Below are 24571 nucleotides of genomic sequence, written 5' to 3'. Positions count from 1 at the left end.
TAACAATTAAATAACCCCTGAGGATAGCAATATTCTCAGGGATTTTCCGTTTAATACCTTGCGACAGGTGATAAATTACATTTGCGGTGGGTGGCTGGCATATTAGCCGGTCTTTGGAAAGGGAGATAATCCGTCTCTCAGCAGATGGATGATAACCCGTCGCTCTCAAATAGATGATATACGACATGCATAGATTCTTCCATTCTGTTGTCCGTTGGCCCCGAAGCCATGGCTTTGGAGTGCAGTCGCCCTTTGCCTATCGCTTCGTGACGGAGGTGGTACGCTCGCACAAGCAACTGACGCTCATACCTCAGTCTTTTTATGACGAGTTCTCTACTACCAATAAGAAGTTATTGCATTTTTATGGCCGGCTCTATGATTTTCTGCAGCATGAGGATGGGATTAACGCTGTTTATGTCATTGAAGGCATTCATGCTGATGCTGCCACCTATTTACTCTGGCAGTCGCTCATTACGCTTGATAAGGTCGTCGTCAGCTTTGATCTTTACGACTGTGGCGTTCTTTTTTTAGACGGAAAGATGCCGAAATTTAACTATAAAGTAATGTTGCGTTGACTTTTTATGATTTCTTGTACCTTTTGCCGTAAAATTCTTTCCTTAATTGCTTGTAGATACAAATAATTTGTTTATTTTTGCGCCACAATTTTAGCTGATGGCATAAATAAGAACACACGACAAAATATTTCGATTATGTATTGGACACTTGAATTGGCTTCCAAACTAGAGGATGCTCCTTGGCCGGCAACGAAGGATGAGTTGATTGACTATGCTGTTCGTTCGGGTGCTCCTGACGAGGTGATACAGAACTTACAGGAGATAGAGGACGAAGGTGACGTCTATGAAAGTATTGAGGATTTATGGCCTGATTATCCTTCTAAGGAAGATTTCCTTTGGAACGAGGATGAATATTAGGTTATTGAAGTTGAATATCGGGAGTTACCAACACTGTTGTTGATTACTCCCGTAAAAGTCTAATATGTTTTTTTATACTTCATATAAAAAACAATAAAATGTTTGGTAGTTTGAGATTTTCTGCGTAACTTTACAGCGTTATAACTTTTAACGATTACCCGATTATGAAAAAGATCGCATTTATCCCAAGGTTTTTTGCGTTTAAAATAATTCTATACTAATTACCATATATTTTGAGTTGTTGCTTATAGATTATAAGTAGGGCGAGCTCCGTGACTAAAAAATATGCAAAATCGACAAAAAAATAGAGAGCAATACTTTCAGGAATTATCTATAACATCTCGTAATTATTTTCTACCTTATATTTCTCAATTCTATAATTTGAAGCCTGGACTTCACGTTTTGGAAATAGGATGTGGGGATGGGGGAAATTTGTTGCCTTTTTCGGAATTAGGATGTTATGTTTTGGGCGTCGATATATCTGAAGTTAGAATTAATGATGCTAAACGTTTTTTTAGTGAAAGGAAAGTTTCTGGAGATTTTATTTGTTCTGATATTTTTAAATTAACTAATTTACGGAATTCGTTTGATATAATTTTATGCCATGATGTTATTGAGCATATTTATGATAAAACTTTATTTATAAAAAACACAAAGTTGTATTTAAAAGATGATGGTGTTCTTTTTATATCTTTCCCCGCATGGCAAATGCCTTTTGGTGGACACCAACAAATATGTAAGAGTAAAATATTATCACATTTGCCTTTCTTCCACCTACTCCCGACAAATATTTATCTGAAAATTTTAAAGGTTTTCAAAGAGGACAAATATTGTATAAATGAATTAAAGTCTATAAAAGAGACAAAATGTCCAATAGAATTATTTGAGAAAAATATAGAAGGCGTTTACAAAACCCTTAATAGAACATTGTATTTTATTAATCCACATTATAAAGTAAAGTTTGGCCTGCAACCTTGTATTCTCCCCAATTTTATAGGCAGAATTAAATACTTCAGGAATTTTTTTACAACCTCAACTTTCTATCTTTTAAAAAAATAGATAGTATGAGGAAACTCTTACATCCGAATCTGTATCGGAGGGGCATCCTGATGAAACTTCCGACCAAATTTCAGATGCGTTGCTTGACCATTTCCTTGCTTATAACAACAATGCCCATTGTGCAATAGAAACCTTTGTCACAACCGGTCAGGTTTGTTATGATGGGAAAGGTGAGTTCTAACACATATGTTGACCTTCAGAATGTTAGCAGCCAATGTATATGGAGACTGCAGCTTATGGGCACATGGGACGTAAAAATGAGGTTGTTGAAAGAGTTTTTATCCAGTAGGTATCATGGAACAAAGACTATTTTCTTGTTAAATATTCCCACATATTATTATCGTTACAATATTTCAGGCATTTCTGCGTTGTTTTATTGTGCAGAATTATAGATACTACATACTCATTTTCATCTGTTCTCTCTGTGGTGGCGTTGTCTCCAAGGCACAATATGACCCCTCTTTCAATCATTATTTTGACATGGAGACGTCTTTTAATCCTGCTGCAGTTGGTAAGCAACCATATATCCATGTGACGGCTGCTTATGCTTTGGATATGGCTGGCTTTGAGCATAATCCACGTACTGCTTATGTGTCAGGAGATTTGCCTTTCCGTGCCCTGAAGTCTTTTCATGGTGTAGGTCTTACTTTCATGAATGATCGGATAGGCCTTTTCACGCATACAAAGTTGGAGTTGCAATATGCGTATCAATTGAAGCTTTTCGGTGGTCAACTGCGAATCGGCGCGCAGGCAGGGTTTATCAGTGAAAATTTTGATGGTAGTAAGGTCGACTTGGGAGAGTCGAATGACCCGGCCTTTTCTACTACTTCTTTAACAGGTAATACTATTGATTTGGGCATGGGACTCTATTATATTCATGGGAGTTGGTATGCTGGCCTCTCGGCTGCACATCTCAATGCTCCTCTGGTAACCTTAGGCGACAATAACGAGTTGCAGATAGACCGGACCTATTATTTTACAGCTGGAGGCAATATTCGCTTTCATAATCCGTTTTTATCATTGAAGCCATCATTCTTAGTCAGAACCGATGGTTCGGGTTGGCGCGGGGACATTACAAGTCGTCTCGTCTACTCCAATGGAGCGCGTATGCTTTATCTTGGTGCGACATACAGTCCAACCATTTCTGCGACAGTACTCTTAGGCGGAAGTTTCCACAGCGTGGTCTTGGGCTATAGTTATGAGATCTATACCTCGGGCATTAATCCGGGTAACGGCAGCCATGAGCTTTTCATCGGCTATAAGCATGAGCTGAACTTCGTGAAGAAAGGGCGAAACCTTCATAAGAGCGTGCGTATTTTATGACAAGAAGAAAAAAGAAAATAATATATATGAAGAACTTCATATTGTTACTTAGTATGACTGCCCTGACTTTGTCGTTGTCGGGTTGCTTCAGTGCGAAGACGGCGTCGGTGTCAGGCAGAGGCGGAGAGGTGGTCGGTGTCGGTGGCAGAGCGTTCACTGAGCCCACACCTTATGGGATGGTTCGGGTTGACCGTGGCTACCTCAAGATGGGTGATGTCAAGAGTGATAGCTTGTGGGGAAAGAATATCCCGGTGAAAGATATCTCTGTGGATGGCTTCTGGATGGATCGGACAGAGATTACGAACTCTCAATATAAGCAGTTCGTGATGTGGGTGCGCGACTCTATTCTCCGCACACGCCTTGCCGACCCTAACTACGGTGGCGATGAGACTTATATGATCACAGAGGATAAGAATGGCGATCCTGTGAAGCCTCATGTCAACTGGAGCAAACGACTGCCACGCAAACCTAATGAGGACGAGCAGCGCGCTATAGAGAGCCTTTATGTCACGAATCCAGTGACAGGCGAGAAAATGCTTGACTATAGGCAGATGAACTATCGGTATGAGGTATATGATTATACGGCTGCCGCTCTTCGCCGTAATCGCCTTGACCCCCAAGAACGCGACCTCAACACGGATGACGTTGTCAATCCCAATGAAGTCGTGATGATCAGTAAGGACACAGCGTATATCGACGAGTCGGGAAATATCGTGAGACAGACTGTCGACCGTCCGCTCTCGGGTCCATGGGATTTCCTTAATACGTATATAGTGAATATCTATCCCGATACTACCTGTTGGGTAAATGATTTCCGTAATGCCGATAATGAGGTCTATTTGCGTAACTATTTCTCCAATCCTGCCTACAACGATTATCCTGTTGTCGGGGTGTCCTGGGAGCAGGCCAATGCTTTTTGTGCCTGGCGTACTGATTATCTGCTTAAAGGTCTCGGACCTGAGGCACGTTATGTTCAGCGTTACCGTCTGCCGACGGAGGCCGAATGGGAATACGCTGCCCGTGGCAGGAATCAGACGGAGTTTCCTTGGGAGAATAAGGACGTGATGAGTGGCAATGGCTGTTTCTATGCCAATTTCAAGCCCGACCGCGGCAATTACACTAAAGACGGTAATCTTATCACGGCTAAGGTAGGCAGCTATTCACCCAACAGTAATGGCCTTTATGATATGGCGGGTAACGTGGCGGAGTGGACCAGTACCATCTATACCGAGGCTGGCGTGGATGCTATGAACGACATCAACCCACAGTTGAAATACAACGCGGCGCAGGAAGATCCCTATCGCTTAAAGAAGAAGAGCGTGCGTGGTGGCTCGTGGAAAGATCCTGAGAGTTTGATCCGTTCGGCTTGGCGCTCGTGGGAATATCAGAACCAACCTCGGAGTTACATCGGTTTTCGTTGTGTTCGTTCGTTGGCAAACTCTGTCAGCGGAAAGCAAAAGAGAAGATAACAAAATCAACAAAGAAAGTTTAGGCTTATTATGACATACAGCAAATATAATCTCGTCTACCGTCTGCAGAAATGGATGGATACCGTAGCAGGCCAGACCTTTCTCAACTACGCCTATAGTTGGGGCGCCTCCGTCGTCATTCTTGGTGCTCTGTTCAAGTTGACCCATCTCCCCGGGGCTAATATCATGTTGTTTATAGGTATGGGTACCGAGGTCTTCGTGTTCTTCATCTCCGCTTTCGACCGTCCGTTTGACAAGACAGCCGAAGGCCGGGTGATGCCGACCCGTCTGACGGAAGAGTATCTTGAGACTGGTAAGGTAAACTATTCTATTGGTGAAGAGGAAACTGGAAAAGCTGAGGCAGAGTCGGAATCACCTACCGCTGCTCCTCAAACACCTGCGTCTACCCAGCAGCCAACACCAGCATACGTCCCTCAGATGTCACAGGAGGAGGCGGAGGCCATGAATGAGGCGCAGGGCAACTATGTTGAAGAGTTGAAGACTCTGGTTGAGACCTTGAAGAAAGTCAATGAGCAGAGCTCGCGTCTCACACGTGACAGCGAGGAGATGGAGAACCTCAACCGTACGCTCACTGGCATCAGTAAGATCTATGAGATGCAGCTCAAAGGTGCAAGTAAACAGATTGGCACCATTGATGAGATCAACGCCCAGACCAAGAAGATGGCGGAACAGATCGATCAGCTCAACCATATCTATGCACGCATGATAGAGGCTATGACCGTCAATATGCGGGTGGCAGCGCCTAATGCGAGTATAAATAAAGGTAACGAGTAAGGGCGATGATTAATAAAGATAACGAGTAATGGCAATAAAGAAACGACCGGTCACTCCGCGCCAGAAGATGATCAACCTTATGTACATCGTCCTCCTGGCTATGTTGGCACTCAATGTGTCGACAGAGGTGCTCCATGGTTTTGCCGTGGTACAGGAGAGCCTTGACCGAACAACTGCCAATTCCTCAAAGCTGAACGAAGATATCATGAGTGACTTCCGCCGTCAGATGCTAAGCAATCCTGAGAAAGTGAGGCAATGGTACGAGCAAGCTCAGGATGTGCGTAATATGAGTGACTCGTTGTATAATTTTGCCGAGGCGCTGAAGATTGCCATTGTCAAGGAGGCTGACGGACCTGGGGGGAATCTGAGGAATATAGAGAACACGGATAATGTGGAGGCAGCTGGAACAGTAATGTTGGCGCCATTGACTGGCAAGGGCAAGAAACTCTATAAGGCCATCAACAGTTTCCGGGACCGTATTCTGCGGTATATTACCGACCCACGGCAGTATGCTATCATCAAGAGTAACCTCTCTACAAAAGTGGTGCGGGGCAAAGATAACCTTGGCAAGAACTGGCAGGAGTATATGTTTGAGAACATGCCGGTGGCTGCTGCCGTTACGCTTCTGTCTAAATTGCAGAATGATGTACGCTATGCCGAGGGTGAGGTTCTTCACTCTCTCGAGGCCAACATCGGTTTGAAAGATATTCGCGTGAATAAGTTGGAGGCGTTTGTCGTACCTGAGAAGACCACGCTCTATCCAGGTGAGCGTTTCAATGCGAATATCGTCATGGCTGCGGTCGATACGACGAGTCAGCCGGAGATTTATGTCAATGGTTCCCGTATCATCACACGCAACGGTCAGTATAGTTTCACTGCCGGTGGAGTGGGCGAGCATCAGTTCGGCGGTTACATCCTTATGCGTAGCAACCGTGGAGATGTATTGAGGCGCAATTTCATTCAGAAATACAACGTTATCCCCGTGCCGGGAGGCGCTACGGTGGCTGCCGACCTCATGAATATGCTCTATGCCGGATACGACAACCCCATCAGCGTCAGCGTGCCGGGTGTTCCGCAGAACGGTGTGTCCGTCAGCATGACCGGCGGACGTCTCATCTCTAAAGGTCCGGGAAGATACGTGGCTATACCGGCGGCTGTCGGTCATGACGTCACGTTCCGCGTCAGTGCGCGCGACGGCAAGATGACGCGGTCGTTCCCACCCTTTGTGTTCCGTGTGCGCAAATTGCCTAATCCTACTCCTTACATTGCCGTGGGTGATGACCGTTTTAAAGGCGGTAACTTATCAAAAGCCAGCCTTATGGGAGCTGGTCATCTCAATGCAGCCATCGACGATGGTATCCTCGACATACAGTTCCGTGTGACAGGCTTTTCTGCCGTGTTCTACGACAACATGGGCAACGCTGTACAGATAGCCTCACAGGACGATCAGTTCACCGACCGCATGCGCGACCAGTTCCGTCGTCTGAGTCGCGGCCGCCGGTTCTATGTTACTGAGGTCCATGCCATCGGTCCCGACGGTGTGGCGCGCACGTTGCCGGGAGCCATGGAGGTGAAAGTGAGGTAAGTGTAAATTTTAATGATTTCAATGATACTCCAATGAAGAGGATATTTATATTATTGGTATTTACAGGCCTGTGCGCAGTGAGCCTGATGGCACAGCCCAAGGTACGCCGACAGGCACAGCAGAAGGCGCGGTCGAACAGCAACAATATGACGCTGCGGCAACAGATCGACTTTCCAACGGATGAGCCGATGAGCGGTGATGTCATCTGGCGTCGTGACGTCTATCGGGAGCTTGATCTGACCAACGATGCCAATGCGGCGCTCTATTATCCCGTGGAGCCGGATGGCACACATGTCAATCTTTTCACATTGCTCTTCAAACTTATCATGGCTGGTCCCAACCATGGAGGCATAGCGGCATACAGTTATGATGTCAACAGCGGCAGTGAGAAGTTTGACGAGTCTCTGCGGTTAATCCCCAAGAAGTTCCTCGATGACTATCATATCTTTTATGAGAAGACAGACAAAGGCGTACATATTGACGACAGTGATATTCCGTCAGCTGAGGTAAAGGCTTATTTCATTAAAGAAAGCAGTTATTATGACCAGAACACGGCGACGTTCCACCGTCAGGTCACGGCGCTCTGTCCTGTGATGTACCGTGATGATGACTTTGGTGATGGGGCTACGAGGTATCCGCTCTTCTGGGTTCGTTACAGTGATTTGGCTCCATTCCTTGCCAAGCAGATGGTGATGACGAGCAATATCAACAATGCCGCCATGATGAGCCTGGCCGACTATTTTGGGACCAATCTCTACAAGGGCAAGATCTATAAAACCAATAACCTGCTCGGCAAGACCCTGGCTCAGGAGGTGGGCGGCGACTCCGTCAAGCTCTCCAGAGAGCAACAGCGCATCGACAAGGAGATTGCGGCCTTTGAGTCGCGGATATGGGGTGACCCTGCCAAGAAAGACTCGCTCGACTCCATTGCCAGGCTCGCGCCGACGGCATCGCGCTCCTCGAAAAAGACGCCGCGCGTGCGCCGTGCCTCTGCAAGGGCAGAGCGTGTGAAGGCGAGCCATACCCGTGCGCCACAGACGATATCAGCGTCCGGCGCTGCAAGGGTCACCGTGAGAAGACAGCGTCATTAATACGATTTCAAGGATATATTTCGGATGTAAAAAGATTGTTTAATTTGGATTTACGATGAAAAAAAAGTATGTTATTCTTGTGATGGCTGTAGCCATCCTCTTTGCCGCACCGGCATCTGCTCAGGTGAAGTTCGGTGTCAGAGGCGGTGTCGATGCAACAAGTCTGAAGTTCAACAAGAGCGTCTTTGACGAGAGCAACCGTGCGGGCTTCTATATAGGTCCCACCATGAAGTTCTCGCTGCCTGTGATCGGTCTGGTGGTGGATGCCTCCGCTGTCTACGACCAGCGTTCCGCCAAGGTGACCGATGAGAGCACGGCAAGCAAGGGGACGGAGATCTCCCTCGACCAGAAGCAAATTGCCATTCCCGTCAATCTTCGTTATTCGATAGGTCTGGGCTCGCTGGCCAATGTTTTCTTCTTTGCCGGTCCGCAGTTTGGTTTCAATGTCGGCAGCGACAAGAAACTGTCCGACTATGACTGGAAGTGGAAGGACTCCAACTTCAGCGTCAATCTCGGTGTCGGTGTCACGCTGGTCAACCATCTCCAGCTCAATGCCAACTACAACATTGCCTGTGGCAAGACGGGCGATGCCACCTGGTCAAAGACATCCGCTACCGTTTCCGATGGCGTGAAGAATTTCCACGCGCGCTACAATGCCTGGCAGATAGGTCTCGCTTACTATTTCTGAGCATTCCGTGGTGGTGCCCTCTACCTGCCGGAGGGCACCACCTACTACGCTATTTCGGCATAATCATTGCCCTGCGTCTCTATACTACGAACGCAGTGGAGGGGCATCTTCGTCAGATCCGTAAGATTACCAAGACCACAGGCGTGTTCCCCCATAAATGCAGTTCAGTTGACACTCTCAAATAGAGTAAAAGTGTACTTCGCCGATCCTCATGCGCCGTGGCAAAAGGGAGGCATTGAGAACACGAATGCCCTTATCAGGCAATATATTCCAAAAGGTACCGATTTCAATGAGGTAAGCCACAGAAAACAAAGATGATAACAATGAAAATTAACAGCAGGCCAAGAGAAAAATTGGAATTTTCAACACCATTTGAGTACTTTTATAAAAACATTTCGTAAATTTGCACTTGATAGTTGAATTCACCGTAGGGGTATAGTATATGGAACAGCAAATCATGACCAATCAAGAAAAGCATAAAAGACTGAATGCCTATTGGCAAATCTTTCTGAATAGCGAAACGGAGGAAGACTGCAAAGACATCTTTTCCTCTATATATTCTCTATGTGTAAACGATTTGTTGGCTTATGGACAGAGCCTGGGGTTCAATATGGATTTGTGTGAAGATGCCATACATGACGTATTCTGCACCTTGTATCTTAAAAGGAAGGAACTGACGGGGGTGTGTAGTCTGTCGTCTTACCTCTTCCGGGCTTTCAGAAATAACATGTTGAATGTGTGGCGGAGGCACTCGAAACTATCCGAGACTGATATAAACCGACTGCCTTTCACTACAGAAGTCACCGTTCTGGATACGATTATAGATGAAGAAGAGAAATCGGACATTAAGGAGATAGTAGAAGATTTGCTGAATACACTTACTGATCGACAACGTGAGGCCATCTACTTGCGATATATGCAGAACTTGAGTTACGAGGAAATAGCAGAACTGTTAGATATCAGTCCCGGATCTGTAAGAAAACTTGTATATCGCGCTATCATGTGCCTACGAGAAGAGAGCCGCAAGATAGGCAATCCATTGATACTCCTTTTTCTTTTTCAGATTTTCATGAATCGAGCATAGACTTCCCGCCGGTAAAATAATGTCCCCGGCATCTGTCTATGCTCATTTTATATACTGACTGAGAACTTATCTGTGTTTGTGATGCTCCACATATTGCAATGCATACAGATAGACTCCGGCCGTCCATCCCATCATCGGAGGCATGTCATGTTCCCCTTCGCTGGTTACACGTGTACTGCCCTCTACCACATTGTATTTTTCCCAAAGATTATGGGTCTGTGCGAAAATGCGATTCTGCCCGTCTACATAGGTGCATGCTAACCGATAGGCATCAGCTGTCATGCCATAGTTTTCCAATCCCTTGATAGCGATATATTGCAGCGGAGCCCAACCGTTGGGGTAAGCCCACTGATAGGTACCATGATAATCACCCTTTTCGGTTGCTGCTATCCCATAAGGGAATTCCAGTACTTTCAATGCGTGCCTGGCCACGGATCTGGCATTGCCCGCAGACAACACTCTGGAGAACAGCAGACTGAAGACAGCAGCAGACCTGACTGGTGAGAGCTGCCTGTTGACATAATCGTAATCATGATAAAGACCGTCTTTTGCATTGTACATGTATTTCTGTATCAGGTGCTTACGCATTCTTGCTGCTTCCTCCCATTTCCCTGCCTTGAGTGGCATGCCGAGTATACGGCAGAAGCGGGAAAGAGATTGCTCGTAATAGTAAAGATTGGCATTCAGGTCTACAGGACAGAAGTCCTCACACCTGTTTTCAAAACGTGGCGTGAAATCCCATCCCGACTCACACTCTGCACGTGCATGGGAAGCAAAGGTGGTTACTTCTCTCTCCGAGAGGCTGTCCAGTGCAATGTTACACTTCGTCCGGGACTTGGCATACTGTGCCATCCCCCGGTCCTTCTGCTTGTCAATGACATCGTTGGAATAACGGTTCAGTCCGCAGGGTGTCATTCTGTGCGTCATCCAGAATTTGTATTCTTTTTCCAGTGTTCCGAACATTCTCCCGAGCCATTCCTTGTCACCTGTCCTGGCATATATGTCCGCTACCATCATGCAAAGATAAGGTGGCTGAGAATTGTACCTGTACATATATCGGCTGCCATTGAACACCTTGCCGAAACGCTCCACTAAAGAAGCCAGGTTCTCGGTATTGTCAATAGCCCATTCAATGTGTCCATCCAGAAGCAGTCCGACGTTCGTGAAGTAGGTGTCCCAGTAATACATCTCCTGGAAATGCCCAGAAATACAAGGTACAGTATAGGGCTTTGGAAGACCTATATGATCAGCCGAGTCTTTGGGATTGTATCGTAGTGTTTTCTTCCACGACTGCTGGATATAACCTTTCACATCTTTCCCAGGCGAGAGCCTGTCCACATTCTGTGCTGTTACGTAGCCATAACCCAACGTCAGGGTGGTCAGGACTATAATAATAGTTCTGTTTTTCATTTTATGACCATGTTAAAGTTTTATTTTCGTCACTTCATAAGGATGCCTTACAGCTGCATCAGCCGCTTGTTGTGAAATATGCACCTGCTGCGGTGTCATACCTTTCGGTGCATACGGATTTCCTTCAACTTTTCTGCGGAACAGTACGGCAAACCAGGTGCAGGCGGCGGTATACCTTCCATAGAGCAAATTAAGATGAAACCCATCCCTGTTCATTGTGTCGCCGTAAGACGACGTACGTGCATTTTGAATGGCTGTTCCCGAAGGAATCAGCAGCGCAATAGGCTCTGTGCGCATAGCTTGTCCAGAGGCCCTTACGATAGCCCGATACATTTTCATCTGATTCTTTCCATAGTTCTCATATCCCGCTCGTATTGAATTCTGGGCATACGCCCAAGTCTGATGAAAAACTATCTTTACCTTGGTTGGAACGTGCGCTCTGATATAAGCGATCAGATCGTGAAGGTAAGGTTGGTAAGAATCATAGAGCCCAGACAACTGGCTGGCCTGCTGTAGACTGATGTAGTCCCAGTCCTCATCGGCCAGTGCCTTGCTTAATGACATGCTGTCAATCTGGGTCATCTCCCCGGAAACACCTATCTTCCGATAACGATAAGCCCGGGCATCAGTCCTCATGTTCTTGGCATGTAATTCCAACGGACAACCTGGAATGTACATATTCCCAATGACGGTTTCTATCCCTTCTGCCGCAGCCAATTCATGCAGGTTCTGCTCCACGGCATCTTCAGAGAAGCTGTTGCCTATAGCCAATATCTTAATCGGAGTTCCGGCATATATCCGAGCCAGAACCAACAGCATAAGCAGCAGACAATATAAACGTTTCATATATCCTTTGTATTTATTGATTATATCCCATACTCCTATGAGAGGCTGGTTCAGACAGAACCAGCCTCATGTCTATCAGTACACCCCCTCAACCTTTACAACCCATGCTGAGGGTGAAGGCAGGTGGCAGATACTGAGAGGAGGAATATTGACAGTCAGTCTTCCTTTTCTTAAAGTAGCTGCAATCCTCCCCTTTGTCTCTCCCAGAAGGCTGGCACGTCCGGCCTTTGAAATACCGTCTATAACCACAGGTCCGTCAGGACAATCCATGCCGATCACATACAGATTGCCGTGCGCCCGGGTGAGGAAAACGTTTTTGTTCCTTACCGTCAGGTTCCTGCATGGGTGTGAAGAATAGATTGCTTCCCCATTGACCTCCAGCCACTTTCCCATATCCAGCAACCGTTCCTGCATGATGACGGGGATTAAGCCGTTTGCCTCTGGCCCTACGTCCAGCAGAAGATTTCCTCCATTGGCAACCGTCCGGACAAGCAGATGGATCAGCTCCTTGGACGACAGATAATCCTCCGCACGTTCAAAGCGGTTGTAGCCATAGGAAGTCCCTATGCCACGGCTTTCTTCCCAGGGATGAGAAGCCTTGTCACCAATGCCCTCCTTCTGATGGACGAGGTTGTACTCTGTCGTATAGTAATCTCCATGCTTGCTACGTGTTTCATAGCCCCAGCGGTCATTGACTACGACGGAGTTCCTCACGGGAGATTCATCATACAGCCATGAAAGGAACTTACGGCTCTTGAGGGTCTCACTGTCATAGTCCCATTCTCCATCAGCGTAGATAACGTCAGGTTTGTATTTTACGACCAGTTCCTGCAACTGTGGAAACATATGTTCATCAACCCATCGGCCGATCGTTTTCTTGTCATACAGCGGGTGCGACCACTCCAGCAAGGAATAATAGAAACCGAAGTGCATTCCCTGACAGGTCACAGCACGGGAAATGGAATCCATGATATCCATGTGTGGTCCCATGACGACGCTGTTCCAGTGAGGCGAGTATCGGCTGTTCCAGAGACAGAAGCCGTCATGATGCTTGGAAGTCAGAACAACATACCGTGCCCCTGCTTTGCGGAAAAGTTTCGCCCAGTCGTCCGCACGGAAATACTCTGCTTTGAACATCGGTGCGAAATCGGCATACTTAAAGTTCTTTCCATATGTACGGTTATGGAAATCAGTGAACAGCTTGTTACCCGATTTCAGCCGCGCTTCATAGTGTTCGGCATACTTCTCATATACTCCTTTCACTTCTTTCACAGGGGCATATGCTGGAACGGAATAGACACCCCAGTGGATGAATATGCCGAATTTGGCATCTGTCCACCACTTCGGTATCGGTCGTCGGTCCAGCTCATCCCATGTCTTTATCTTGTCTTGTGCCCGGATTCCTGCCATGGGCAGCAGGAGTAACAGCATTACAAGGCTTGCTATCTTCGTTCTCATATTTTTTCCATTAAATCACTGTTTCTTACAACAAACTACGCTTTAGATGCCCTTGGCCTTCAGTATCTTCTCCATTTCACGCACCCAGATGGCATAGGCAGCAGGGGTATAATGCACATTATCCAATGCATATTCTTTCTTCAATCGCTTTCCTTCTGTAAGTAAAGGGTTAAGGTCGATGCAAGGGAGTCCTTTCTCCCGGGCCAGACTAAAGAGGAAAGTATTCACACTGTCCATCATCTCCGTTTTGAAATTCTGCTCTTTCGGGTCTTTCTCTGTCGGATAGGTTACTGTATTAAGCACGACCTCAATGCCATGCGCCATCAGGCTGTCAACCAGTGAACGGAAATTCCGCTTGATTCTCTCCAGCGGTATTCCTGCACCAATATCATTGCAGCCTCCTTCAAGGAAACACAGGCGCGGATGTCTCTGGATTACGTACGGATCGACAAGCCAGATGAAGTGTGAGGTAGTGAAACCGCCGAAACCTGCATTCGTGACATCAGTGCGGTTCATTCTGAGATTCCAGTCACCTGCCATCTGTACACGTGAGTCACCGAAGACAACAATATCATGCTTTTCATCCTTAGGTGTCAGCCTGACGGTATATCCTCCACCTGGCATCATCCGCAGATTTAGTTCGTCACCTGCGTGAACATCTCTTTTTCCCATGACATAGTCACTGCCTACTTTGTCGGCGTTGATACCGTCACTGACAATCTCTGCAACATACTCACGTCCCTTGTCCAGAAAGTCAAATCTGATATGCTGGTCACGTGGCGTCCAGTTCGTCATGCCCGCAACATACCATGTGCTGCCTTTCTTCCGGGCAACATTCACGTATTCGCCCACCTTGCTGTCCAGCGGTAATGTCTTGTCCCACACGGTAGGAATGCCGGCAAGGAATTTCGTGAACTGTGGCTCCTTCATATAGGCCGTTGGTGAATCGGCAAGCATCTGCAGCGGCGCATAATACACGACATACATTGCCAGCTGCTGGCAGCGTGTCCCTTGGCTCATAGGCCGTTTCTTGATGATGCGCCATTCCGCCTGATTGTAGTTTGACATTGCTCCAGGTGTGTAGTCCATCGGTCCGGCAAACATTCTGATAAACGGGATTGTTACGGCTGTCTGTGGCGTCGCACCGTCAGCACCTGCAATCTTGTCCCATTCCAGTCCCTTCACTCCCTCTACATTGATACAGTTCGGATAAGCCCGCTCCATACCGTTCGGATGATAGGCTCCATGAAAGTTGACAAGCAGCTTATGTTTGGCTGCTTCTTTCAGCAGACGTTCCTCAAAGTCGACGACCAGCTGGTCGTCACGATCAAGAAAATCAACTTTCAGCCCGGCTATCCCCCATTTCTCAAACTGCGCCAGAGCCTGTGGCATCTGTCGGTCCAGCGTATGCCATACACACCATAGGAACAATCCTACACCACGGCTTTTGGCATAATCTGCCAGTTCCTGCATATTGATACTGTCACGTACTTTCAGTAAATCGAACTGATCTCCCCATCCTTCATCAAGATTTACATATTCAATACCATTTCTGGCAGCGAAGTCAATATAATATTTGTAGGTTGCAGTGTTTAAACCTGAACGGAAGTCAACGCCTGAAATGTTCAGCCCGTTCCACCAGTCCCAGGCGACCTTCCCCGGCTTTATCCATTGTGTGTCCGCCAGTCTTGTCTCGGGAGCTAACAGGTAGACCAGCTGGTTATTCAGGATATCCTTGTCCTTGGCTGCAAAAGCCACTATCCTCCACGGAAAGGCCCTGTTGCCTGATGTACAGGCGATATAGTCTTCCGTACGCTTCACTACCAGGTTGAAGTTGTTGTATCCCCCGGGTTCGGCCACTTTAGGGAAACGGGCATGGTCAGTTGTCAGTGTGTTAGGCTGCGATGGGTCCGACTTCAGACTCATACACGGATAGTCCATTACTCCAGATTCATGCAACAAAATGTTTACCCCGTCATCGGTCTTCACCAGCACTGGCATGCTTGAGTAATTGTACTTCTGTCCACTGTCAGATACCTTCTGTATCCTGTAATCAGACTCTGAAAGCAGCGGATGGAAATAGGCTGTGTAATTATCCTTGAACTGATAGTCGATCTTTTCATCTTTCACAATCAGAGATTTTCCCTTTCGCGTTACAAACCGCCATGCAATTCCTTCATTGTAAGCCCTGAACACTATGGAGTAGTTACCTTTGCAGTCCAGCTGCAATTCATTATAAGATTCTGGGATGCTGGCGTTTATTCCGTATAAAGGAGATACAGTACGGCGGACAGAGTGTCTTACGGTATTTCTTACTTTTACATTTTCTCCCAATACTTCTTGAGATGTTCCCATAGCCATACATGGGATACGCAGATAACTAACTCCTCCATACGTAATTTCGATTTCTGTCTTCTGAGCTACAGAAATAACACCTCTGACTTTGCCATCAGGTGAGGCAAGAGTGTAATCTGCCGCTATGGAAGACATGGCGTAGAGATAGCAAAGAAGAGCAATGACAATCGTCTTTTTCATTCTCTTTTTATATTTTCTAAGGCAACAACCTCCCTTCCAGCATCTATGTTATTTACAAAACAGGATGCTGGGTAGACAGGGAAACTGAGAGGGAGTTACCGTATATTAGATTATTTTATTCTTACCTGAATAAGTTTATACTGTTTATTGCCATCGTCACCGTCATATGGTAATTTAATCAATGGCTTACCATCCTCATCTACCATAGAGATAAACAAGGTGTAGTTTCCAGCATCTGCATTTGCTGGAATAGCCAAAGATACATTTCTATTCAAGGTAGCATTGTCACTGCTTGACATTAAGTTCTGATGGTCGAACCCCAGGTCAGTAACAGAGGTGACCTCTTTTCCATTGGAATCTTTTAGCAGGAAATGCGGATAACAGGTAACCTGACAATATCCTACTCCGGCATTCTTTACAGAATAGCTTATCTTCAGTGATTGTCCCCTTTGGATAAAAGTCGGAACAGAAATCTTTGGGAATTGAATCCTGTATCCCATTTTCAAATTCATCTGATTAACAATCTTGCGTACGTCTGCTTTCCTCAAATTCGATGGAGAAGTATGGATACGACAATAATTTGCATGAGCGTCAGTCATCTGTTTCAAATACCAGTCGTCGGGAAGAAGCCATGTGTCATCTTCAAGACCGATAATAGACTTCCCGTCATGGAACTTGTCAATGATAGATTTGTTATATGCCCTTCCTGGAGGATTGACAGAGGCATCTACGCCTATGCTATGGTCGTCAACTCCATACCCAAGAGTCTTTGCATAGAGGCAAGCTGCTTCTCCATGATCATCATTTATGAACAATTGTGTTTTCGGGAAGCACTTCCGCAGAAGATTGATATGTGCTTTCAGTTCTGCTTCAGTTGGTTCCACCCCAATCTGATAGCTGTTTCCTTCACCGACCCGTCCAATGGAGCCAAGTTCTATAAACTCAATTTTATCAGCACTGTAATGTGCTGCAACTGCCTTGTAAAAATTTTCCAGCTTTTCCAGCAAGATGGGGTCCCCATAATCTGCCATCCAGGAATCATCACTTGGATTATTGTTCCCATCAAGATAATGTCCTTTGGCACCGGCATCTTTCAACCACAATGGAGTTGCCTGCCTGTCTGGATTATCCCATAAAAAGTTTGTATAGAACTTAAATGCCAGCCGTTTCCCCTCTGAAAGCCAATAGTTGGCAGCATTATCAATGACTTTCCAGTTATACTGTCCTTCTTTAGGTTCCATCTTAGCCCAACTGACTCTGAAAGAGAGTATATCACAAGGAATCCAATTCAGGTTATCCGCCTTGTCGTTTCCAGTAAGGACGGGTACATCATCGAATGTGTAGTACATTTGATTCCATCCCATACCTGGGTTTGAAAGTCCCTTCTGATTGTCTTTTAGTTCTATCACTCCATTGTCTGGGGTAAGTCCTCTGCCATCTGGTCCAGAGGTCGTATCGCTTCCTCCACAGGATGTCATTATTATCAGACAGGCACATAGTGAGACCATATCATTCTTTTTCATTGTAATCATGTTTTAAGTTTCCTTTATAATAGATATCTGCCCAGACGGTTGTTGCATAGGAATTCCACATACTCATACAACAACTATCAGACTTCTGTTTAACGTAAGTTCAGGAGAAGCCCCCCTGAACTCACGTTATTCGGATAATTCAATTGCCAGATGCATTATAACTGTCACCAGTGATTGTCCATCCTTTGGTATCCGTCAATATCTTATGTGCGTCTTTTCCGGCAGAAGAATAAGCCAGAGAATTTGCCCCTAACTTCATATTGTTCGGAGTCTTGGCGTTTTCTGCCCAGCCTTTCAAGGTTGCATCATAATTCTTAGACTTCATGCCACAGTTCGTCAGCATCTCCTCCATATTGGTTACTTTCTCTAATGTCCAACTTCCTATGTTTTGGTTAAATGCTGTTGCATGATTGAACATATACGACAGGTTCTCTGCATTGGGAAGCTCCCAGGAGCTGATATCCTGATTGAAACTGGTGGCATTCTCAAAGAAGCCGGACAGATTAGCGGCATTCTTTAAGTTCCAGTTGTCAAGTGGCTGGTTAAAGACAGTACAACCTTTGAATATAGCTGACATCAGATATCCCCCCTTTGTATTCCATGCATTGATATTCTGGTTGAATTTATAGCAGTATGCAAAAAGTTCATTCATATGCCACATCATGCTGACATTCCATTTTGCAAAGCTGTTATTACCAACCAGATTCTCACAATGGTAGAACATATTATACATTTTACCGTCACATGCCGAAAAGTCAGGAACGTCCGTTGCCGTAACATCCATATTACGACACTGGGCAAACATACTTGCTGCGGAAGGCCACTTATTCACACCCCAACGCTCTACTCTGATAAGTTTCAATCCGTCCAGAGCTGGAGCAGAATAGGTGTCAAAGATAAAGCCGAAAGGCTTCTCTGCATCTTTCGCCGTTATCCTTACACGATACATTCCTACTGAACCGAAGTCTATTGTCGGATAATTCGCTGAAGTTATATCAGAATATTCCTCCTGACCCTTATGTGAAGACTTGCCAACCTCTTCCCACTTTACAATATAGCTGCCAGAAACAGGCAATGTTACAGAAGTGGAATTAGAAGTACCCTCATTGTCTGTTTTCCATACTGTGATGAACTCATTGGTCTCTATATTGACGGGTGCCGCAACGGCTACCACAATATTCTGCGTCTTTCCTTTCTGATCCCTAACGGTGATATTGGTAGAGCCGGACTTCAAAGCCTTTATCTTGACCGTAGTTGAAAGGACGGAGACCTCTGCGATGGAGTTGTCTTCAGCAACAGCCTCATATCCACCATTTCCTTGAGATATTGTCACGGTCGTGGAGTCACCATATTCAAGGTTGACAGCTGCATTTGATACGACAAGCTCTTTCAGGTTCTCATATACCGGATCTTTTTCATTATTGTAACAGCTGTTAAACAGCATAACAAAAAAGAACAGGCATAATAAACTCCACAAGACTGACAGTTTCCGGTTGTTATTTTTTTTCATTGTGCATACTTTTTAATTAATACTCTGGGTTTTCTACGAGATTCTTATTATTAGAGATACGACTGGCCGTAATTGGGAAATAGTAATTCCGATTCTCAAAGACAGGAGGCGTGACGCCATCATAATTTTCCAAGACCTTTACCTGATATTTACGGGTGTTATAGTCCAGGATATAGCGTAATCCCGAACGGTTTACAGGAATGACGTCTTTGGCAATTCTCCATCTTCTCAAATCCCAATAGCGGTGTCCCTCAAAGGCCAGTTCCACCTTACGTTCATGTCTGATTTGATCACGGTTGACAGAGCTTAAGGCTGCTATTCCGGCACGGGAACGGATTTTATTGATTGCATCCAGCGCATCTGCGGTCTTGCCGAGTTCAAAGGCAGCTTCAGCATAATTCAGCAATACTTCTCCATAGCGGAACAGAATATAGTCCGTACTGGAAGTAGCACGTTCACCCGTATTGTCATGCGTCTCATCCAGATACTTCATCACGCCAAACCCCGTCCCATAACTATAATTGTCAATATACTGGTCACCAGCAGCTGCTACACCTTGATAAGCGCCGTCCCCCTTTATGGTTCCGTCAGGAAGTATCAGACCGTTATGGAAATCAACCTTTCTGTTCTGCCACTTGGTATCCTGTGTCCATATCGTTGCATAGAACCTTGGATCCTTGTTGGCCCACAGTTCATTCATTGACCAAAGCCTGTTTTCCAGTGTTGTCTTGTCCAGTGTGCCTGGAGTTCCGTCAATATGCTCAAATGCTTCTGCCATTTCCAGATAAGGTGCATTCTGGTTTCCGGCACCCCACGCCTGTGGATGTGGACACTGGAAGAAATCCCAGACCCATCCATTGCCGCCAGATGTTGTACGCTGTGTGGCATCATGCTGAATGACCATGATGTCTTCACTGTTGTTCTTTTTCAGGAAGACGTTCTTAAAGTTCTGCGTCTTGTCTGCATCACTGTCATAGAGGCTGTATTCGCCCCAGTTCATTATCTGCTTGCAGGCATCGTAGCACTTCTGGTAATAGTCCTTAGCCAAAGAAGACTCTATGCCTAACAGTCCCCCCAACTGAACTTTACCGAACTGGGCAATACTACCGGCGTACAAGGCAGCCCTCGCCTTCAGTGCCATAGCGGCGCCACGACTTGGCCGTCCAAGCTCTGTATTTGCCCGCGCCGGCAGGTCTGTGACAATCTTATCCATCTCCGACAGGATGAAATCATATACTTCCTTTTCCGTATTGCGAGATACATACAATTCGCTTTCAGGGTCTGTTGGCATCTGCGCCTTAAGGACAAGAGGTACACCGCCGTATCGCTTGACCATATAGAAGTAGTTAAATGCACGCAGGAAACGAGCCTCTGCAATGCGTTCTTTCTTATATGCATCTGCAAAAGAAGAATTTTCCATTTTCTCCATAAATTCATTAAGAATGCGGTTTACCTCATAAGCATCCTCCCACCATTCAAGAATTCCACCAGAATTGGATATGCCTGAACCTTTTACAGTGCTGGACTGTCCTTTTATCCAGTTGCTGACACCTTCGTCAGCAATCTCATTAATGATAAATGGGCCGTTCCAGTCGTCACTTATCGTTTCCCAATATCCGTTTTTAGGGTTGTTGAGGCGGGGGCACTCATTGATCATCACGCACATCTGTGTATATGCCTGCGTCAATTTAGCATCAGCCAATGTCTTGTCTGTATAGACCTGGGAATCAGAAATTATATTCAAAGGTTCTCTGTCAAGAAGATTGTCAGTACAGGAGCTGAGCACAAGTACTGAAGCTGATATAAACAGAATATTTTTCAAACTCTTCATGTTCTTTTCTTTTAGAATGAAACATCCAACCCGAATGAGATTGTCTTATTCAGAGGATATGACCGTCCTGTTTCACCAGAAGGAGCCTCCGGGTCAAAATTATATTTGTTCAATTTACTGAATGTTAACAGATTATATGCTGATACATTCAGTCTCAATGTCTGTAAACCTAATTTAGAAAGAAGTTTCTCAGGAACAGTATATCCGATAGTTAATGTCTTTAAGCGGACATAATCTGACTTGACGAAATTATTTTGTGTAATGTAACTGTTGGTAGGAGCACCACTCAGTCTTGGAATTAAAGCATTTGGATCATTGTTGTCTTTTGTCCATCGTTTATCATAGACAAAGGAATAGTAGTTCTCTCCTCCGGAGAAGATTAATTTCTTATAGAATCCGAAAGCTCCTTGGAACAACATGGACAAATCAAATCCCTTATAGCTGAGATCAAAATTAAGTCCCATCATATAATGAGGGATGGTCCCCTTGCCGATGACAGCCTGGTCGCGCCAGTCGATTGTACCATCATTGTTCCTGTCGACAATGATAAGGTCACCAGGTCTTAGCCTGCCATTTCCGCCAGGATAAGAATAAGCAAGATTATCTATTTGCTCTTGGGAAGTGAACAGTCCGTTGGAAATATATCCTATAGTTCTATCCACCCATTTTCCGGAATTCTTCGAGAGGCGTATCTGGTCAGGATCGGTATAATCAGGCTCCTCATAATGAATCCATTTAGAACGGGAACCAGAGAAGTTAGCTTTGACATCATAATAAAGGTCATGGAAATATCCGGCTGTACCAAGCTCCAGTTCCCATCCTCTTGTATCCTGGCTGTTCAGATTCTCCAACGGAAGTGTTGCACCGAACGTATTCGGTAAGGATATATTGCGTCGTGCAAGGATGCCGGAACGTTTACGGTAAAACATTTCAAAAGACCCATAGATCATACGGTGATTATAGGAGAAATCAATACCTGCATTGGAGATATGCATACGTTCCCATGTCATGTCCGGGTTGGCAAGTCCTGTAGATTTAATGCCATTTGTAGAGGTGTTGCCCAGCAAATAAGTCATTTCATAGAGCTTGTAGCCGGAAAGATACTGGAAATCGCCTATGGCATCATTACCCATCTGTCCGTAGCTCAGACGAAGTTTCAAGGCATCGAACTTCATGTCTTTCATGAATTTTTCCTGGTCAATTCTCCACCCGACCATGACACCAGGGAAACAGCCCCATCGGTGTCCCGGAGCAAAGTGGGCAGACGCATCAGCACGGAGGATGAGTTCCAGCAGGTACTTGTCTGCATAAGAATAATTCAGACGTCCCACATAGCTGGCACGACCGTTCTCTGATGCACTGCCATTGTTACGTGCCGTCATCGTACTTCCCATAAACATCTGGTCAATTGATGAAGTAAGAAAGTCCGTTCTTCCAGCACTCAATTCATCACTTTTCGTATCGACACTCTCGAAAAGGGCCATTGCCTTTACGCGATGCAGTTTGGCAAACAGCTGCTCATAGTTCAGTGAGAATTGAGAAGTTATGACCTGAGAATAGCCTTGCGTCTGATCGAGTGAAGCCTTATTGTAGTAAGTTCCTTGAAGGTTATACTTGTCATTCTCGTAATTATACGTATAAAAAGAGACCGGCTTATGGAAGATCTTCGTCGGATAATCAGCTTTGGCATAGTTTATGAAAGCTTTGAAGGAAAGCCCCGGAACATACTTGAAGTCATAGGTCAATGTTCCCGATATATTCGTCAGGTAGTTCTTTGAACGGCTATATCCAGTAATATCCCTGTCTGCTACCAAATGCACGCCACCGGTTCCGCCGCCACCGGCATAAGAGTGATAGTCAGGGTTGGGGAAACTTGCAGGATAAGTAGGCAGCGTCTGCCAGAAATAGCCCCACAGACTTGCCGTTCCTGAATAAACATTTGTCGATGGATAATTCCTGTCATCAATATTCTCTGCAACAGACAGCTGGATCTTTATCCGATCCGTTACCTTTGCATCCAGATTGGTCTGGAAGGCATAACGCTGATAATTGCCAAAATTGGTCTTGAAGATACTTTCCTGCTTGGTATAACCAAAATAACTGTAATAAGAGAAGCGGTCACTGCCGCCACGAATAGAAGCATTGTACTGCAGCATAGGTGCCCAGTTCCTGATAATCTGGTCATACCAGTTCGTATTCGGATATTGAGGATCTGTCCCGTCATAGTATTTCTGTACCTGCTCCTCTGTAAAAGGTGGTGTCTGCGCCGTATGCTCTCCATTAGCATTGTAGAACTCTTCCCGTTTCAGTTCTGCATACTGACCAGCCGATACTGTCTTCGGCATGGCAGTGACACTTTGCAGGGTCAGTGTAGTTCCGGCTGTAATGGTCGGCTTGCTCTGATTGCCACGCTTTGTCGTAATCAGGACAACACCATTACCGGCACGTGAACCGTAGATGGCACTGGAGGCATCTTTCAACACAGAGATAGACTCGATGGTGTTAGGATCAATGTAACGTGCATCACGCTCTACTCCATCCACGATGAAAAGAGCATTTCCAAAGCCACGGATACTCAGTGTCGCATTGTCACTGCCCGGGATACCATAGGTCTGTGTTGTGATCAGACCCGGTACACGGCCCGTCAGCATATTGGAAGCACTCACCTGCGGCGTGACGGTCAGGTCTTTGGATGACACCATGGAGATGGAACCTGTCAGGGATTCACGCTTTTGGGTTCCGTAACCCACCACGATAACATCATTCAGCGTATTGTCGTCAGCCTTCATTGTTATGTTCAGTTCATTCTTGCTGCCAACCGTGACATATTGTGGCTTCATTCCAATATAGGAAATAGTGATCACATCATGTGGAGACACATTGTTCAGGGTATAGTTTCCATCCATGTCAGTCACTGCACCGACAGTATTCTTTCCGTTGACTTTCACGGTCGCACCGATGACAGGCTCATTGTTCTCGTCAACAATCCGTCCCCTGATACTGCGCTTCTCGGGAGTCTGCTGGGGCTGAGGTGTCATAACGGCATTAATGGCGTGCGGATTTCTGTTCTGTCTCCAGAACAGGGTCACCTGCTTGCCCATTCTCTTATAAGAGATGTTTGTATTGGAGAAAAGCCGGTTAAGGACTGCATCTATGTCTTCATTTACCACACGCAGTGAGACTTTCCTGTTCAGTTCGTTCTTCACATCGCTATTGTAAATAAATACATATCCTTCTGACCGTTCTATTCTGTCCATGATATTCCTGACAGTAGTATTGCTCACTGCCAGCGTGACCATCAGATTCTGTGTCCCCAGCTCCCGTGCAGGGATATCCTGGACACATGAGAACGATAGCAAAAGTAAAGAAAACGTAACTTTTGCTATTTTTCTATAACAACAGAGAGGGTTGTTGTGAAAATTA

General features: G+C 45.7%; 18 protein-coding genes and 2 pseudogenes. 12 read left to right on the top strand and 8 right to left on the bottom strand.

The window, feature by feature from the left end; all coding sequences use genetic code 11:
* Positions 1 to 185 precede the first annotated feature (185 nt).
* The 12 genes and pseudogenes from PREMU_RS14015 (at position 186) to PREMU_RS01490 (ending at position 10026) form a co-directional block, all read left to right on the top strand.
* A complete protein-coding gene (locus PREMU_RS14015; RefSeq protein WP_156803930.1) occupies positions 186 to 575 on the top strand; it encodes a hypothetical protein in 390 nt (129 codons plus the stop codon).
* 135 nt (positions 576 to 710) lie between these two features.
* Positions 711 to 932 carry a DUF2795 domain-containing protein gene (locus PREMU_RS01530; protein WP_007572596.1) on the top strand — a complete coding sequence of 74 codons (222 nt, stop codon included), beginning with the start codon at positions 711 to 713 and terminating at the stop codon, positions 930 to 932.
* Between the two features lie 285 nt (positions 933 to 1217).
* On the top strand, positions 1218 to 1991 hold the full coding sequence (locus tag PREMU_RS01525) for a class I SAM-dependent methyltransferase (RefSeq protein WP_007572594.1): 774 nt from the start codon (positions 1218 to 1220) through the stop codon (positions 1989 to 1991).
* A gap of 19 nt (positions 1992 to 2010) precedes the next feature.
* Positions 2011 to 2212 (top strand): annotated as a pseudogene (locus PREMU_RS14810) (S-adenosylmethionine synthetase N-terminal domain-containing protein); the annotation flags it as partial.
* Positions 2213 to 2369: 157 nt separating this feature from the next.
* Positions 2370 to 3314, top strand: a complete 945-nt coding sequence (locus PREMU_RS01520; RefSeq protein WP_007572591.1) for a PorP/SprF family type IX secretion system membrane protein — start codon at positions 2370 to 2372, stop codon at positions 3312 to 3314.
* Between the two features lie 26 nt (positions 3315 to 3340).
* Complete coding sequence (porK, locus tag PREMU_RS01515) at positions 3341 to 4783, top strand: T9SS ring complex lipoprotein PorK/GldK (protein ID WP_007572589.1); 1443 nt, start codon at positions 3341 to 3343, stop codon at positions 4781 to 4783.
* Positions 4784 to 4810: 27 nt separating this feature from the next.
* On the top strand, positions 4811 to 5578 hold the full coding sequence (porL, locus tag PREMU_RS01510) for a type IX secretion system motor protein PorL/GldL (protein WP_156803928.1): 768 nt from the start codon (positions 4811 to 4813) through the stop codon (positions 5576 to 5578).
* Positions 5579 to 5606: 28 nt separating this feature from the next.
* The gene (gene porM, locus PREMU_RS01505) at positions 5607 to 7163 is read left to right on the top strand and encodes a type IX secretion system motor protein PorM/GldM (protein WP_007572584.1); all 1557 of its coding nucleotides are present in this window, start codon (positions 5607 to 5609) and stop codon (positions 7161 to 7163) included.
* A gap of 32 nt (positions 7164 to 7195) precedes the next feature.
* Positions 7196 to 8254, top strand: coding sequence for a type IX secretion system ring subunit PorN/GldN (porN, locus tag PREMU_RS01500; protein ID WP_007572583.1), 1059 nt, complete (start codon positions 7196 to 7198; stop codon positions 8252 to 8254).
* A gap of 55 nt (positions 8255 to 8309) precedes the next feature.
* Complete coding sequence (locus PREMU_RS01495; protein WP_007572581.1) at positions 8310 to 8942, top strand: porin family protein; 633 nt, start codon at positions 8310 to 8312, stop codon at positions 8940 to 8942.
* A 189-nt stretch (positions 8943 to 9131) separates the two neighbouring features.
* A pseudogene (locus PREMU_RS16040) lies at positions 9132 to 9343 on the top strand (transposase); the annotation flags it as partial.
* Between the two features lie 41 nt (positions 9344 to 9384).
* The gene (locus PREMU_RS01490; protein WP_007572579.1) at positions 9385 to 10026 is read left to right on the top strand and encodes an RNA polymerase sigma factor; all 642 of its coding nucleotides are present in this window, start codon (positions 9385 to 9387) and stop codon (positions 10024 to 10026) included.
* A 66-nt stretch (positions 10027 to 10092) separates the two neighbouring features.
* Here PREMU_RS01490 and PREMU_RS01485 read toward each other — a convergent pair whose 3' ends face one another.
* The 8 genes from PREMU_RS01485 to PREMU_RS01450 form a co-directional block, all read right to left on the bottom strand.
* Entirely contained in the window at positions 10093 to 11436 is a 1344-nt protein-coding gene (locus tag PREMU_RS01485; protein WP_007572577.1) for a trehalase family glycosidase, read from the bottom strand.
* Positions 11437 to 11448: 12 nt separating this feature from the next.
* Positions 11449 to 12282, bottom strand: coding sequence for a DUF4886 domain-containing protein (locus PREMU_RS01480; protein WP_007572575.1), 834 nt, complete (start codon positions 12280 to 12282; stop codon positions 11449 to 11451).
* 75 nt (positions 12283 to 12357) lie between these two features.
* Entirely contained in the window at positions 12358 to 13740 is a 1383-nt protein-coding gene (locus PREMU_RS01475; protein WP_007572573.1) for an alpha-L-fucosidase, read from the bottom strand.
* A gap of 42 nt (positions 13741 to 13782) precedes the next feature.
* Positions 13783 to 16275, bottom strand: a complete 2493-nt coding sequence (locus tag PREMU_RS01470) for a glycoside hydrolase family 97 catalytic domain-containing protein (protein WP_007572570.1) — start codon at positions 16273 to 16275, stop codon at positions 13783 to 13785.
* A 110-nt stretch (positions 16276 to 16385) separates the two neighbouring features.
* Positions 16386 to 17798, bottom strand: coding sequence for a DUF4832 domain-containing protein (locus tag PREMU_RS01465; RefSeq protein ID WP_007572569.1), 1413 nt, complete (start codon positions 17796 to 17798; stop codon positions 16386 to 16388).
* 148 nt (positions 17799 to 17946) lie between these two features.
* On the bottom strand, positions 17947 to 19317 hold the full coding sequence (locus PREMU_RS01460) for a BspA family leucine-rich repeat surface protein (RefSeq protein ID WP_007572567.1): 1371 nt from the start codon (positions 19315 to 19317) through the stop codon (positions 17947 to 17949).
* Between the two features lie 16 nt (positions 19318 to 19333).
* Positions 19334 to 21148 (bottom strand): RagB/SusD family nutrient uptake outer membrane protein, encoded by a 1815-nt coding sequence (locus PREMU_RS01455; protein ID WP_007572565.1) that lies wholly within the window; start codon positions 21146 to 21148, stop codon positions 19334 to 19336.
* A gap of 11 nt (positions 21149 to 21159) precedes the next feature.
* Positions 21160 to 24405 (bottom strand): TonB-dependent receptor, encoded by a 3246-nt coding sequence (locus PREMU_RS01450; RefSeq protein ID WP_223918538.1) that lies wholly within the window; start codon positions 24403 to 24405, stop codon positions 21160 to 21162.
* Between the last annotated feature and the right edge of the window lie 166 nt (positions 24406 to 24571).

Origin of the sequence: Hallella multisaccharivorax DSM 17128, assembly GCF_000218235.1 — a bacterium.
Lineage (GTDB): Bacteria > Bacteroidota > Bacteroidia > Bacteroidales > Bacteroidaceae > Prevotella > Prevotella multisaccharivorax.
Note: the sequence above shows the minus strand (reverse complement) of the source record. Positions and strands in the feature narration are given on the sequence as shown.

Bases quoted from the DNA above. Each gene is read 5' to 3' on its own strand.
- PREMU_RS01470 (WP_007572570.1), bottom strand. From the start codon at position 16,275: ATGAAAAAGACGATTGTCATTGCTCTTCTTTGCTATCTCTACGCCATG.
- PREMU_RS01530 (WP_007572596.1), top strand. From the start codon at position 711: ATGTATTGGACACTTGAATTGGCTTCCAAACTAGAGGATGCTCCTTGG.
- porK (WP_007572589.1), top strand. From the start codon at position 3,341: ATGAAGAACTTCATATTGTTACTTAGTATGACTGCCCTGACTTTGTCG.
- PREMU_RS14015 (WP_156803930.1), top strand. From the start codon at position 186: ATGCATAGATTCTTCCATTCTGTTGTCCGTTGGCCCCGAAGCCATGGC.
- PREMU_RS01485 (WP_007572577.1), bottom strand. From the start codon at position 11,436: ATGAAAAACAGAACTATTATTATAGTCCTGACCACCCTGACGTTGGGT.
- PREMU_RS01455 (WP_007572565.1), bottom strand. From the start codon at position 21,148: ATGAAGAGTTTGAAAAATATTCTGTTTATATCAGCTTCAGTACTTGTG.
- porM (WP_007572584.1), top strand. From the start codon at position 5,607: ATGGCAATAAAGAAACGACCGGTCACTCCGCGCCAGAAGATGATCAAC.
- PREMU_RS01460 (WP_007572567.1), bottom strand. From the start codon at position 19,317: ATGAAAAAAAATAACAACCGGAAACTGTCAGTCTTGTGGAGTTTATTA.
- PREMU_RS01475 (WP_007572573.1), bottom strand. From the start codon at position 13,740: ATGAGAACGAAGATAGCAAGCCTTGTAATGCTGTTACTCCTGCTGCCC.
- PREMU_RS01450 (WP_223918538.1), bottom strand. From the start codon at position 24,405: ATGGACAGAATAGAACGGTCAGAAGGATATGTATTTATTTACAATAGC.
- porN (WP_007572583.1), top strand. From the start codon at position 7,196: ATGAAGAGGATATTTATATTATTGGTATTTACAGGCCTGTGCGCAGTG.
- PREMU_RS01480 (WP_007572575.1), bottom strand. From the start codon at position 12,282: ATGAAACGTTTATATTGTCTGCTGCTTATGCTGTTGGTTCTGGCTCGG.
- PREMU_RS01525 (WP_007572594.1), top strand. From the start codon at position 1,218: ATGCAAAATCGACAAAAAAATAGAGAGCAATACTTTCAGGAATTATCT.
- PREMU_RS01465 (WP_007572569.1), bottom strand. From the start codon at position 17,798: ATGAAAAAGAATGATATGGTCTCACTATGTGCCTGTCTGATAATAATG.
- PREMU_RS01490 (WP_007572579.1), top strand. From the start codon at position 9,385: ATGGAACAGCAAATCATGACCAATCAAGAAAAGCATAAAAGACTGAAT.
- PREMU_RS01495 (WP_007572581.1), top strand. From the start codon at position 8,310: ATGAAAAAAAAGTATGTTATTCTTGTGATGGCTGTAGCCATCCTCTTT.